Annotated in this window: 12 protein-coding genes and 1 tRNA gene; 12 read left to right on the forward strand and 1 reads right to left on the reverse strand. The window is 45.5% G+C overall.

Annotation, left to right across the window (positions count from 1 at the left end; genetic code table 11):
• Positions 1–172: 172 nt before the first annotated feature.
• Entirely contained in the window at positions 173–1,144 is a 972-nt protein-coding gene (locus AC04Q4_RS17350) for a PfkB family carbohydrate kinase (protein ID WP_476389382.1), read from the reverse strand.
• 221 nt (positions 1,145–1,365) lie between these two features.
• On the opposite strand from AC04Q4_RS17350, the gene glgB reads away from it, so the two are divergent.
• The 12 genes from glgB (at position 1,366) to AC04Q4_RS17410 (ending at position 13,581) form a co-directional block, all read left to right on the forward strand.
• A complete protein-coding gene (gene glgB, locus AC04Q4_RS17355) occupies positions 1,366–3,765 on the forward strand; it encodes a 1,4-alpha-glucan branching enzyme (RefSeq protein ID WP_476389383.1) in 2,400 nt (799 codons plus the stop codon).
• An 83-nt stretch (positions 3,766–3,848) separates the two neighbouring features.
• Positions 3,849–3,921 (forward strand) — tRNA-Thr (locus AC04Q4_RS17360).
• A 511-nt stretch (positions 3,922–4,432) separates the two neighbouring features.
• Complete coding sequence (gene proS / locus AC04Q4_RS17365; protein ID WP_119239096.1) at positions 4,433–5,872, forward strand: proline--tRNA ligase; 1,440 nt, start codon at positions 4,433–4,435, stop codon at positions 5,870–5,872.
• Between the two features lie 4 nt (positions 5,873–5,876).
• Entirely contained in the window at positions 5,877–7,217 is a 1,341-nt protein-coding gene (locus tag AC04Q4_RS17370; RefSeq protein ID WP_476389384.1) for a CCA tRNA nucleotidyltransferase, read from the forward strand.
• A 59-nt stretch (positions 7,218–7,276) separates the two neighbouring features.
• Positions 7,277–8,260 carry a protein kinase family protein gene (locus tag AC04Q4_RS17375; protein ID WP_173756012.1) on the forward strand — a complete coding sequence of 328 codons (984 nt, stop codon included), beginning with the start codon at positions 7,277–7,279 and terminating at the stop codon, positions 8,258–8,260.
• An 88-nt stretch (positions 8,261–8,348) separates the two neighbouring features.
• Positions 8,349–10,085, forward strand: coding sequence for a phospho-sugar mutase (locus AC04Q4_RS17380; RefSeq protein WP_173737509.1), 1,737 nt, complete (start codon positions 8,349–8,351; stop codon positions 10,083–10,085).
• Positions 10,085–10,483: a MazG nucleotide pyrophosphohydrolase domain-containing protein gene (locus AC04Q4_RS17385; protein WP_173756013.1), complete on the forward strand. Its 399-nt coding sequence runs from the start codon at positions 10,085–10,087 to the stop codon at positions 10,481–10,483. The genes AC04Q4_RS17380 and AC04Q4_RS17385 overlap by 1 nt, the downstream gene beginning before the upstream one ends.
• A gap of 94 nt (positions 10,484–10,577) precedes the next feature.
• Positions 10,578–10,856 (forward strand): HU family DNA-binding protein, encoded by a 279-nt coding sequence (locus tag AC04Q4_RS17390; protein ID WP_015527117.1) that lies wholly within the window; start codon positions 10,578–10,580, stop codon positions 10,854–10,856.
• Positions 10,857–10,929: 73 nt separating this feature from the next.
• Positions 10,930–11,169: an RNA-binding S4 domain-containing protein gene (locus tag AC04Q4_RS17395; protein WP_118062154.1), complete on the forward strand. Its 240-nt coding sequence runs from the start codon at positions 10,930–10,932 to the stop codon at positions 11,167–11,169.
• A gap of 89 nt (positions 11,170–11,258) precedes the next feature.
• A complete protein-coding gene (gene yabP, locus AC04Q4_RS17400; protein WP_173737511.1) occupies positions 11,259–11,540 on the forward strand; it encodes a sporulation protein YabP in 282 nt (93 codons plus the stop codon).
• A gap of 112 nt (positions 11,541–11,652) precedes the next feature.
• On the forward strand, positions 11,653–11,967 hold the full coding sequence (locus tag AC04Q4_RS17405; protein ID WP_243251357.1) for an FtsB family cell division protein: 315 nt from the start codon (positions 11,653–11,655) through the stop codon (positions 11,965–11,967).
• Positions 11,968–12,087: 120 nt separating this feature from the next.
• Positions 12,088–13,581, forward strand: a complete 1,494-nt coding sequence (locus AC04Q4_RS17410) for a SpoIIE family protein phosphatase (RefSeq protein ID WP_476389385.1) — start codon at positions 12,088–12,090, stop codon at positions 13,579–13,581.
• Positions 13,582–13,609: the final 28 nt, after the last annotated feature.

Raw genomic sequence — 13,609 nt, forward strand, 5'->3', positions numbered from 1 at the left:
TAGAATGTTTTTTTGAAAAATACTGTGTTTCGTTTGTGGCGAACGGGATGCAGTATTTTTTTGGAAAAAAATGAAAACCGCAAAGGAGCCGAGAGAAGTATGACTTGTAATTTCGAACGTCTTTCTCTCTCGATCTTTTGCGGTTTCATTAGCTTTCCAAGAACTGATAACTCTATTTGCGCAATGCGATGAAGTTAAGAATTTCATCTTTCTCAGGCATTACACGAAGAGCCCCCTTCTTGGTAGTGATAAGAGAAGCTGCTGCATTTGCAAAAGTAAGCAGCTCACAGAGATTCTCATCTGTGAGATCCTCAAGCCCGTGCTCCAGCACATAATTCAATGTACTTGCACAGAAAGTATCTCCAGCACCAGTAGTTTCAATCGTATGCTCCTGAAGGAACGGAGCAGCTTCCACTTTACGTCCGCGATAGTAAGCTCTGCTTCCATCTTTACCCATGGTGATCAGAACAAGCGGAATATGATATTTCCCTTCGATCAGGGCAGCACCCTTATCATAATCAGTGGTGTCAAAGAGAAATTCCACTTCATTGTCAGAAATCTTCAGAACATCACATCTTTCCATTCCATATTCGATCTCTCTCCGTGCATCGTCAAGATCCTTCCAGAGAGGAGGACGAAGATTCGGGTCGAAGGTGATGATACATCCGGCTTCTTTTGCCACATCAAGGGCATAACGGGTAGCTTCACGAACTCCCTCATGAGTAGAAGAAAGAGTACCGAAATGGAAAATTCTGGAATTGCGGATCAGATCAGCATCCACATCATCCTTGGTAAGCATCATATCAGCACCCGGATTACGGTAAAAAGAGAAATCACGATCTCCATCCGGATAAGTATGTACAAAAGCAAGAGTTGTATGCACTTCATCATCCATAACAAGATTTCTGGTATCGATTCCACATTCTTCGACAGCACTTTTAAGCTGTTTGCCAAACATATCATTACCTACTTTTCCGATAAAGGCAGTCTTTTTACCAAGACGGTTCAGCATGGCAAGAACATTGCACGGAGCCCCACCAGGATTGGCCTCGAAAGTTGGATTTCCCTGGGAACTTTCGCCGTTTTCTGTAAAGTCGATCAGAAGCTCGCCGAGAGCTGTTACATCATACAGTCTGTTTTCCATTTATGTTTCCTCCTGATAATTTTATTATGTGCTTCATATTTCTGGTTCATATTATAATCGCTGAAAGTGGTTTTGGGAAGAACCAAATTCATTTATTTTCTATTCTGTTACCGGTTACTTGTATATTTTTTTGCGAAGATTAATGATGGTAATCTTTATTTTTCTGTAAAAAAGTGATAAACTGAGTCTATAAAACAACAAAAATGACGGAGGAGACGATTATGGCTGATAAAGCGTATGAATATATGGATTGGCCCCGAATCGAGGCAATTGTTTATGGTGAGGAAGCTGCGCCAAGGGATGTGATGCAGCCCAGGGTGACGGAAGACGGTGTGCTGATCCAGGGATTTTTTCCGGGAACAGAAGCAGCGGAAGTATTAGTTGGAAAAAAAGTCTATCCAATGACACTGGAAGATGAAGCGGGATATTATGCAGTGATGATCCCGCTGAAAAGAATTCCGGAATATCGCTTCCGTGTAACAAGAGGAAACATGAAGGAAACTTTTTATGATGCATATGAATGTCCTTGCCAGATTACAGAAGAAGAGGAGAAAGCCTTCTGTGCAGGTGTTTATTACAAAGCTTATCAGAAGCTGGGTGCGCATCCTGGGAACTGCGGTGGTGTACAGGGAACCTATTTTGCTGTCTGGGCACCGAATGCGATACGTGTCAGTGTAGTGGGAGATTTTGACAGATGGGATGGACGGCGTCTGCCAATGCACCGCATGCCAATGTCAGGTATCTTTGAACTGTTTGTTCCGGGAGTGAAGGCAGGAAGTGCTTATCAATATGAGATCAAAGTCAAAGGAGGGAATATCCGGCGAAAATCAGATCCCTATGGAAACGGTACGCAGGAACCGCCTTCCGTGATCTCCGTTGTGACAGAGCTGGGAGATTTTTCCTGGCAGGATGATGTGTGGATGAAGGAACGTGTAAAATATGAAAGCCGCGAAATTCCGGTATCTGTTTATGAGACAGATATCACTGCATGGAAAAATAACATTGATTTTGTAAATTTCGTAAAAGAAACCGGCTATACACATGTGGAATTACATCCGGTCATGGAATATCTGGATCAGAAATCAGGTGGTTATTCTACTTCTGCATACTATTCTGTGACAACACGTTTTGGTACAGTAGAGGATTTCCGCGTACTTGTGGAGGAACTCCATCAGGCCGGGATCGGTGTGATACTTGACTGGGCACCTGCACAGTTCCCGCGTTTTGATGCAGGACTTGAGAAGTTTGACGGAACACCGCTTTATGAAGTGCAGGATCCGGCTATGGCTGTGCATCCGATGTGGGGAACCATGCTTTATAATTACGGAAGCCCGATGGTGAGAAATTTTCTGCTGTCCAATGCGTTTTTCTGGCTGGATGAATTTCATGTGGACGGATTCCGTCTGGATGATGTGGATGCCATGCTGTATCTGGATTTCGGAAGGGAGGCAGGCCAGTGGACTCCTAATATCTATGGTTCCGGTGAGAATCTTCAGGCACTGGAATTTATCAAGCATCTGAATTCCATTGTAAAGAAACGGAATCCGGGGGTTCTTATGATCGCTCAGGAGGATGGTTTATGGCCGCAGCTTACAGACAGTGTGGAGAATGATCATCCTGGCTTTGATTATAAATGGAGCGGTGGATGGACAAGGGATCTTCTCACATATATGGAAACAGAGCCTGTGAGGAGACATGAGCATTATGACCAGATGACTCTTTCCATGATGTATGCCTACAGTGAACATTATGTACTTACCCTGGGAAAAAGGGACGTAGGTACTACCGCTGAATTTCTGGAAAAACTTCCGGGAACTCTGAAAGAGAAAAACGCACAGCTACGTGAAGCATATGCTTATCTTATCCTTCATCCGGGAATAAAGATGACTGCACCGGATTCTGATATCCAGCCGGAGCTGAAAGAGTACATTCATGATCTGAATGAGCTTTACAGAACAAATCCAGCACTGTATGCAATGGATGGTAATTCTGACGGTTTTGAATGGATCCGGTTTACAGATTCTGATGAGAATATCGTTGCATTTCTGAGAAAAACAGAGAAGCCGGAGGAAACCCTTCTTGCAGTGTGCAATTTCTCACCGGTTTCCTACGACAGCTATCAGGTGGGAGTTCCTTTTAAAGGAAAATATAAGGAAATCTTAAACAGCGATAGCGGAAAATATGGCGGCAAGGGTGTGGTAAATGCCAGGGCAAAGTCTTGTGCAGATACAGAATGTGACAACCGTGAATATTCTCTGAAACTGAAACTTCCGGCATATGGTGTGGCTGTATTCATCTGTACACCTGAGAAGAAAACAGTGCAGAGAAAAACATCAAAAGCACCAAAACACACAAAAGAAGATAAAAAAATTGTAAAGACTGCATCCGGAAAAAGCAGAACAACAAAGAGATCCAATGCAAAAATACCGAAATCCAGATCAAAAGCATCAATTCCGAAAACCCCGGAAAGAAATATGAAGCAGAAAGCAGATATGAGATCAGCGGAGAAAACGGCAGAAAAAACAGTAACCAGTGCAGTGAAAAGAGTCAGGGAAACAGCAGCAGAAACAACATCAGCAGTAAAAGATGCAGTAAAGAAAGTAACCTCCAGAAAGAAATGATGGCGAAATAATCTGGCAAGATTCTGGAAAAACACTTGCATTTTTTATAAAATCAGGTATAATATCAGTTGTGTTTATCACAGGCTGGAATAGCTCAGTCGGTAGAGCACTTCACTCGTAATGAAGGGGTCGTGAGTTCGAGTCTCATTTCCAGCTTAACTGATAGGAGATCCGGTATCTTTGAGAAAGTCAGGGATACCGGGTTTTTCGTATAAAAAGAAGAAGTAAATCCTTGATCTTTGGGGTTGACATTGTCGGGATTTTCGCCTAAAATGGACGAAGATACGGCGATGATGAGAATAGTACACAGGGATATGTCGCAGAGAGGGATTCCCAGCTGATGAGAGTCAGATGGTGGTGTGAGAGTCCTGTCAGGTTAACTGTGGAACCGGCCTCGGAGCTCTGCGTGATTGAAGCGTGGCGTGTGTTTCCGGCGTTAACGGGTATTGAGAGAGCAGCTTTTTCGGCTGTTAACTGGGGTGGTACCGCCGAAGTCATTCGGTCCCTTGTGAGGGATTCGGAGGGCTTATTTTTTTGTCCGTAAAACGGGACTGTGATATGATGTACGGTTTATGGGATGGAAGAGTGGCCGGATGGATTCCGGATTATTGGCGGCTGGGCAGCAGTCGGCGATTTGTTTTAGATCACAAGAAAAAGGAGATTTATCATGGCAAAAGAAAAGAAATTAGTACAGGCCATCACGTCTATGGATGAGGATTTTGCTCAGTGGTATACAGACGTTGTTAAGAAGGCTGAGCTTTGCGGCTATACAAGTGTTAAAGGATGTATGGCGATCAAACCGGCAGGTTATGCGATCTGGGAGAATATCCAGCATGAGCTTGACCGCAGATTTAAAGAAACCGGCGTAGAGAATGTTTACATGCCGATCTTTATCCCGGAGTCTCTTCTTGATAAAGAAAAGGATCATGTAGAAGGTTTTGCTCCGGAGGTTGCATGGGTTACTCATGGCGGTCTTGATCCGCTTCAGGAGAGACTTTGTGTGCGTCCGACTTCTGAGACTCTGTTCTGCGATTTCTATCAGAAAGAAATCCAGTCCCACAGAGATCTTCCGAAGGTATATAATCAGTGGTGCTCTGTTGTCCGCTGGGAGAAAACAACACGTCCGTTCCTTCGTTCCAGAGAGTTTCTGTGGCAGGAAGGACATACAGCACATGCAACAGCTGAGGAAGCTGAACAGCGTACCATCCAGATGCTGAATATCTATGCAGATTTCTGTGAGGAAGTTCTCGCAATTCCGGTTATCAAAGGCCAGAAGACAGATAAAGAGAAATTTGCAGGTGCTGAGGCTACTTATACTATTGAGTCCCTGATGCACGATGGAAAAGCTCTTCAGTCCGGTACAAGCCATAACTTCGGAGATGGTTTTGCGAAAGCATTCGGAATCCAGTACACAGATAAAGACAACACACTGAAATATGTTCACCAGACATCCTGGGGAATGACAACACGTATGATTGGTGCCATCATCATGGTACACGGCGATAACAGCGGTCTTGTTCTTCCTCCGAGAATCGCTCCGGTACAGACTGTGATCATCCCGATCCAGCAGCGTAAAGAGGGTGTTATGGAGAAAGCGGACGAGCTTCTTGCAGCACTGAAAGCAGCAGGAATCCGTGCAAAAGTTGACGCTACAGACAAGAGCCCGGGATTTAAATTCGCTGAGCAGGAGATGCGTGGTATACCGATTCGTGTTGAGTGCGGACCGAAAGATATTGAGAACGGGCAGGCAGTTCTCTGCAGAAGAGATACCCGTGAGAAATATACAGTATCCTTCGAGGAGCTTGCAGATAAGGTAAAAGAGCTTCTGGATACCATTCAGCATGATATGCTGGAGCGCGCACGTGCACACAGAGAGTCACATACTTACGTAGCAAAGAATTATGAAGAGTTCGGCGAGATCATCAACAGCAAGCCAGGCTTCATCAAAGCTATGTGGTGCGGCGACCGTGCATGCGAGGACAAGATCAAAGAAGATTTCCAGGCAACATCCAGATGTATGCCATTTGAGCAGGAGCAGTTAAGCGATGTTTGCGTATGCTGCGGAAAACCGGCTAAGAAGATGGTTTACTGGGGACGTGCATATTAAATTTATGACAATAAATATACCACAAAAGGCAGCACAGATCCTGCGTACGTTGAATGCTGCCGGCTATGAGGCCTACGTTGTCGGTGGCTGCGTCCGGGATTCCATGCTGAACAGAGTGCCGGGAGACTGGGACATCACAACCTCCGCACTTCCGGAGCAGGTGAAGGAACTTTTTCACAGAACCGTGGACACAGGGATCCAGCATGGAACCGTAACAGTGATGATGGATAAAGAAGGCTTCGAGGTGACGACCTACCGTGTGGACGGAGAATATCATGATGGCCGCCATCCGGATGCAGTGACATTTACCAGAAGCCTTGAGGAAGATCTTAAGAGAAGAGATTTTACCATCAACGCAATGGCTTATCATCCGGAACATGGACTGGTGGATCTGTTTGGCGGAATGGAAGATATTGATCAGAAGATCATCCGCTGTGTGGGAAATCCGGTGGAGCGTTTTACGGAAGATGCCCTTCGGATGCTCCGCGCAGTACGTTTTTCTGCACAGCTTGGTTTTACAGTGGAGGAGAATACGAAGGCGGCACTGGCGCGAATGGCAGGAAATCTGGAGCATGTCAGTGCAGAACGTATCCAGACAGAGCTTGTGAAGCTGCTGGTATCCGATCATCCGGACTATCTTCGCACAGCATGGGAGACAGGCCTGACCCGGGAATTTCTTCCGGAATTTGATGCCTGTATGGAGACAAAGCAGAATACTCCGCATCATTGCTATACAGTGGGTGAGCACATTCTGAAAAGCCTTACAGAGATTGAAAATGACCGGCTTCTCCGTATCACCATGCTTCTTCATGACATTGCGAAACCTGTTGTGAAAAAGACTGATGAGAACGGTAGAGACCACTTCAAGACTCATGGACCGGCAGGCGAGAAGCTGGCAGGAAAGATCCTGCGCCGACTGAAATTTGACAATGCAACAATTCGAAACATCTGTCGCCTGATCCGGTACCATGATCTTCGCCCGACTCCGTCAGCTGAGGATGTGAGAAGATCTGTGAACCTTATTGGAGAGGAGCTTTTTCCACTGTATCTGAAAGTACAGAGGGCAGATCTTTTATCCCAGAGTATGTATAAAAGAGAGGAAAAGCTGGCACGTCTGAACGGCGTGACAGAAACTTATCAGGAGATCCTTAAAAGAGGCGAGTGTACATCTCTGAAGACCCTGGCAGTCACCGGAAAAGATTTGATAAATGCCGGACACCCGGCAGGACCGGAACTGGGAGATCTTCTGGAAAAGCTTCTTGACAGTGTATTGGAAGATCCTTCCCTTAATACAAAAGAAAAACTTCTTGAAGCAGCAGAAAAAGATAGCATAAAAACCGAATAGAATAACAAATTTCCCCCCTGCATAAGATAGAACGTAAAATAAGGCAGGGGGGAAATTGTTTGTACGATTATGGTCTGAGCGTACTGGAGCAGTATGGGCTTACTGCTTCAATCTCCGGCAGGGTAAGAGGTGCGCTTTTGTGCAGGACAGAAAAAGGCCCTGTGATCCTGCGGGAATTCCACGGATCAGAAAAAAAGCTTGCCATGCAGCAGATGCTTCTTATGAAACTTCAGAATGAGGGCTGCCATGTTGATACATTTCTGGAAAATCAAGAAGGCGCGCTGGTAAGCAGGGACAAAGATTCCATACCCTATACTGCACAGATCTGGTTTGACGGACGGGAATGTGACACAAAATCAGAAGCTGATATCCTGAAAAGTGTGCGCATACTGGCAGAGATCCACAGAAAAATGCAGCTCCCGCTGGAGAAGGATTATACAGGACGAGACTTGAAAGATGAATACATCCGCCACAACCAGGAACTCCGTAAGATACGCAGCTTTATCCGAAAGAAAGGGGCATCCAATCCTTTCGAAAAAGATTACCTCCGGAGTGTGGAATGGTTTCTGGAAAAAGGCGAAGAGGCAGTTTCCATGCTTAAGACAACGGATTATGACAGGCTCAGGGAACAAGCTTTGCGTGCAGGCTGTATCTGTCATGGAGAGTTCAACCAGCACAATGTGCTAATCTTAGGCAGAAATGCAGCTGTGACCAATTTCGGCCACTGGAGTTTTGACGTGCAGATGGCAGATCTTTACCGATTTATGCGCAAGATACTGGAGAAATACAGCTGGGATCCCCGTATGGCGGAAAAAATGCTCTCATCTTATAATGCAGTGCGTCCGATCTCAAAGTCAGAATGGCAGAACCTGAAAGTTCGTTTTTTCTATCCGGAAAAATACTGGAAGCTTGCCAATCATTATTACACCCACAATAAGGTGGTAGTTTCCGGGAAAAATGTGGAAAAGCTGCGCATGATGATCCGTCAGAAAGAGCAGTGGGAAAGTTTTTCAGGACAGTGCTTCGTGCAGGAGTTATTCTGAATAAGGCAAAAACAAAACTTCCATTTTTCAGAAAACTGTAATATAATATTGAGTACAGTATATGAGAAACAGGGAGGTACTTTGAAACATGGAGGATTATAAGGAAATCTATAATCAGTGGCTTGAAAACCCATACTTTGACGAGACAACAAAAGATGAGCTGAAAGCAATTAAAGACGACGAGAACGAGATCAAAGAGCGTTTTTATATGGATCTTGAGTTTGGTACGGCAGGCCTGCGCGGTATCATTGGCGCGGGAACCAACCGTATGAATATTTACGTTGTAAGAAGAGCTACACAGGGTCTTGCCAACTACATTGCTAAAGTAGACAAGAAATCCCAGGGGGTTGCCATTGCATATGATTCCCGTCATATGTCACCGGAGTTTGCTCAGGAAGCAGCACTTTGTCTGGCAGCTAACGGAATCAAGGCTTATATCTTTGAGACACTTCGCCCGACACCGGAGCTTTCTTTTGCAGTACGTCATCTGGGATGTGTTGCAGGTATCAACGTAACAGCCAGCCATAACCCGCCGGAATACAACGGATACAAGGTTTATTGGGAGGACGGCGCACAGATCACACCGCCTCATGACTCAGGAATCATGGGCGAGGTAAAAGCAATCTCTGACTGGAACACAGTGAAGACAATGGATAAAGAAGAAGCAGTGAAGGCAGGACTTTTCGAGGTGATCGGACAGGCTGTTGACGATGCTTATATGGCAGAGCTTAAGAAACAGATCATCCATATGGACGCCATCGAGGCAGAGGGCAGGAACCTTAAGATCGTTTACACACCGCTTCACGGAACCGGTAATATCCCGGCCAGAAGAATCCTCAAAGAGCTTGGATTTGAAAACGTATACGTAGTACCGGAGCAGGAGCTTCCGAACGGAGATTTCCCGACAGTAAGCTATCCGAACCCGGAGGCAGCAGAGGCATTTGAACTTGGCCTGAAGCTTGCAAAAGAAGTTGATGCAGACATTGTACTTGCAACAGACCCGGATGCAGACCGCCTTGGCGTCCGCGTAAAAGATAAGAATGGCGAGTACCATGATCTTACCGGAAATATGTCCGGATGCCTTCTTGCAAACTATGAGCTGAGCCAGAGAAAGGCTGTAAACGGAAGCCTTCCTGAAGACGGAGCCCTTGTAAAGACAATCGTTACAACTAACCTGGCAGATGCTATTGCCAAGGGATACAACGTAAAACTGATCGAAGTACTTACGGGATTCAAATACATCGGACAGCAGATTCTTGGATTTGAGAACAGCGGTAAGGGTACATATCTTTTCGGATTTGAGGAGAGCTACGGCTGCCTGATCGGAACTTACGCAAGAGATAAAGATGCCATTGTTGCAACTATGGCACTTTGCGAGGCAGCAGCTTATTATAAGACTCAGGGCAAGACTCTCTGGGATGCAATGATCGACATGTACGAGGAGTTCGGATACTACAAGGATGCTATTCAGGCAGTTACCATGAAAGGTATCGAGGGACTTCAGAAAATCCAGGAGATCATGACAACTCTTCGCCAGAACCCGCCGGCAGAGTTTGCCGGACATAAGGTAACAGCTGTCCGTGACTATAAGCTTGACGAGATCACAGATCTTGCAACAGGCGAGAAGAAACCTACAGGTCTTCCGAATTCCAATGTTCTCTACTATGAGCTTACAGACGATGCATGGGTTTGCGTAAGACCGTCCGGAACAGAGCCGAAGGTTAAATTCTACTATGGCGTTAAGGGAACATCCCTTGCAGATGCAGACGAGAAATCGGATGCAATGGGCAAGGCTGTTCTTGCAATGGTAGATTCCATGAAATAATGGCAGAACAGGACAGATACACATTCGAAGAACTTGTTGACATCATAAAGCGGATTCGCAGAGATTGTCCGTGGGACAGTGTACAGACCCACGAGAGCCTGAAAGAATGTCTGGTCAATGAGACTGAGGAAGTTCTGGAAGGTATTGATCACTTCCGGGATACCGGGGACAGTGACAATTTCTGCGAGGAGCTTGGAGATCTTCTGATGCTGGTTATCCTTCAGAGTGAGATCGCCCGTGAAGAGGGAGCGTTCACCGTAGATGATGTGATCAGCGGCGTTGCAGACAAGATGAAATTCCGTCATCCCAAGATATTTTTCCCGGAAGATAAAGAAGCCTGCAGCCTTTCCTGGGATGAGCTGAAAAAGCGGGAAAAAAATCGGAGAAAACGCCTGTAATACGCGAAAAACCTTGACATTATAAGTCAAAAGGGTTATATATATAAAGCAAAGCCAAAAAATAAGAGAACATCAATTATTAGGAGGAAACACCATGAATAAAACAGAATTAGTAGCAGCTATGGCGAAAGATACCAATCTTTCCAAGAAAGATGTAGAAGCTGTTCTGAAATCTTTTATCGATGTTGTAACTGATGAGCTGAAAAAGGGCGAGAAGATTCAGTTGGTTGGATTCGGAACTTTCGAAGTCAGCACAAGAGCTGCAAGAGAGGGAAGAAATCCTCAGACTGGTGAGACCATGACAATCGAGGCTTCCAAGTCTCCGAAATTCAAAGCTGGAAAAGCTTTAAAGGACGTTGTCAACGGTAAATAATCTGTTAGTTCAGAGTGATAACGGCAGGGGGAACCGGATTTTGGTTTCCCCTGCTTTTTTAGGAGGAAAAAATATGCGTCTTGACAAATATTTGAAGGTATCCCGTCTGATCAAACGTCGCACAGTAGCTAATGAAGCATGCGATGCGGGAAGAGTTCTGGTTAATGACAAACCGGCCAAGGCATCTGTTCAGGTGAAGACCGGCGACACAGTTGAGATCCAGTTCGGAAGCCGGAATGTAAAGGTGGAAGTTCTGGAGGTGAAAGATACTGTAAAGAAAGACGAAGTGGAGAGTATGTTCCGCTACATCTGATGAAGGGAAAGCTGTCAGTCAGGCAGAATGTTCTATTCCGGCAGCCTTTTTCATAAAATAAAAGAGAAATCGCGCTTGGGAGGCTGGAGTTGGACGAGAAGAAATCTGCATCACTTCACAGACTGATGCTGGAGAGGCAAAAAGGCGGTACAATCACAGGAATCCGAGAGGTGATCTCTTTTGACGAAAAAGAAATACTGCTGAATACAGAAGAGGGAAAACTGGACATAAAGGGTGAAGCACTCCATGTAAAACACCTTGACCTGGAAAGCGGGGAGATCAGTCTGGAAGGAAGAATCGACAGTCTCAGCTATCCTGGCAGAAAAAAAGATAAAAAAGAAGAGTCCCTTTTAAAAAGGCTGTTTCGCTGAAGAAAAAAGACGGCAAACTGGTTGATATTTCTTTGCAGAAGATGTAAAATCTGGATATGTAAGCTCAGAAAAAGGAAACGATGCAGATATAAATGAAAAAGGAGCAGACAGATTGAAGAAGCCAGGGAAGGGAAAAGGAAAGAGAAAAATCGGATACAATTATCTCGGCATGATGGGAATTACAGTCATTGCACTGGTTATGCTTGGAAGCCTTATGATGCAGGCCAGAACGCTTCAGAACCGTCTGGATTATTATAATTCCAAGGCGTCCGCACTGGAGAAATCTATTGAGAGCGAGAAAGATCGTACCAAGGAGATCGATGCTGAGAAAGAATACATGAAGACAGATGAATATGTGGAAGAAGCAGCCAGGGAGAAGCTTGGTCTTGTGAAAGATAACGAGATCGTATTCCAGGAAGAGAAATAGCCGAAATATTTCGTATTTTGGTGAAAAGTTTTTTCTGGTTTTCGTGCAGCTTTGACAGATATTTCATAAAACCTCCTTTATAATAATCAGTCAGTGAAGGCTATCAGGGGAGGGGAGAATATGCAGGAATGGATAATTGCCATGCTCGTAATCAGCATACTGCTGATGATCCGGGACATGGCAAAAACTGTCTTTTCGGGAAAAAAGCACGAAAAAGAAGAAATCATGCCGCTGGGTGAAAGCCATCCCCAGAAGGAGAAGGTGGAGAGGTATGCAGCATCACTTCGTAAGCTGGCAGATACTTTTTACGGCATGCCGTACCGCAAGGAATTTTTGAGCAGCGGACAGCTGAACCGGATTATCTCAGATACCAGCCAGACAGTATGTTCCAGATGCTATCAGAGAGAGATCTGCTGGGGAGAACGTGCCGGTGATACCATGCGCTGCAGTGAAAACCTGATACGCACTATGGAAGAAGGAGATGAGGAGGCTATCCGCCAGGTACGCAGTGAATGGATGGGAGTCTGCGGAAAATCATCCCAGTATTTTCAGGTGATGGGGGAAGAATTCAGGGAAGAACGGCAGAATCTTGTATGGGACAACCGTATGATCGAAAGCCGGCTGGCAGTAGCGCAGCAGCTTACGGAGATATCCAGGATCATGGATCATATGGCAGAGGAGCTTTATGATATCATGCCTGCAGATCCGCAGTTTCAGGAAGATCTTAGAAAAGCTTTTCGAAAAAAACATGTGATCATCCGCCATGTTTGGGTCATGGACAAGATCGAAGGAAGACGCCAGGTTTTTCTTAATATGAGAGCCAGGAGCGGCCAGTGCATTTCCATGGCAGAGAGCTCCCAGATCCTGTCAAGAATCTGCGGAAGTCCCATGACTCCGGAACAGGGTAGCAGAAGCATTGTGAACGGAGAATTCCATACTGTGCATTTTGTGGAAGATGTGAGTTATCAGATGCTTTATGGAGTGGCCAGGCTTACAAGAGAACAGGAGAAGGTTTCCGGAGATAATTATATCTGCCGACAGGAAGAAGATGGAAGATTTTTTCTCTGCCTTTCCGATGGAATGGGGTCCGGGATGGAAGCTTTCAAGGAGAGTGAGATTGTTGTGGAACTTCTGGAACAGTTTATGGAATCAGGGCTTTCCCAGGAAACAGCAGCCAGAATGGTGAATTCCGCATTGCTTTTGAAGGGCAGGGAAGGGATGTTTTCCACAGTGGATATCTGTGCTGTGGATCTGTATACAGGAATCTGCAATTTTCTCAAGGCAGGAGCTTCGTCTACTTTTATCAAGCGAGATCACTGGGTGGAATCCATTGCATCAGAGAGTCTGGCAGCAGGACTTGTGCAGCAGCTGGATTTTGACACAGCCTCAAGAAAACTTTATCATGGGGATTATCTGATCATGATGACAGACGGTGTTCTCGATGCACTTCCGGCTGAGCGGGAGGAGGAGACCATGAAGGAGATCATCATGGATGTCCGGGAAAAAGAGCCTAAGGAGATGGGGAGGGGAATCCTGGAGAGGGTTCTTGGATACAGCGATTACCGTGCCAGGGATGACATGACAGTTGTTGTGGCAGGACTGTGGAAGAAATAGAAGTTTTTTATACAGAAGGACGATATAA

This window comes from Blautia sp. HA8986, from assembly GCF_056504635.1.

Coding starts and splice junctions, on each gene's coding strand:
- AC04Q4_RS17390 (WP_015527117.1), top strand. CDS start 10,578: ATGAATAAAACAGAATTAGTAGCAGCTATGGCGAAAGATACCAATCTT.
- AC04Q4_RS17350 (WP_476389382.1), bottom strand. CDS start 1,144: ATGGAAAACAGACTGTATGATGTAACAGCTCTCGGCGAGCTTCTGATC.
- AC04Q4_RS17410 (WP_476389385.1), top strand. CDS start 12,088: ATGCAGGAATGGATAATTGCCATGCTCGTAATCAGCATACTGCTGATG.
- AC04Q4_RS17380 (WP_173737509.1), top strand. CDS start 8,349: ATGGAGGATTATAAGGAAATCTATAATCAGTGGCTTGAAAACCCATAC.
- AC04Q4_RS17370 (WP_476389384.1), top strand. CDS start 5,877: ATGACAATAAATATACCACAAAAGGCAGCACAGATCCTGCGTACGTTG.
- proS (WP_119239096.1), top strand. CDS start 4,433: ATGGCAAAAGAAAAGAAATTAGTACAGGCCATCACGTCTATGGATGAG.
- glgB (WP_476389383.1), top strand. CDS start 1,366: ATGGCTGATAAAGCGTATGAATATATGGATTGGCCCCGAATCGAGGCA.
- AC04Q4_RS17395 (WP_118062154.1), top strand. CDS start 10,930: ATGCGTCTTGACAAATATTTGAAGGTATCCCGTCTGATCAAACGTCGC.
- AC04Q4_RS17385 (WP_173756013.1), top strand. CDS start 10,085: ATGGCAGAACAGGACAGATACACATTCGAAGAACTTGTTGACATCATA.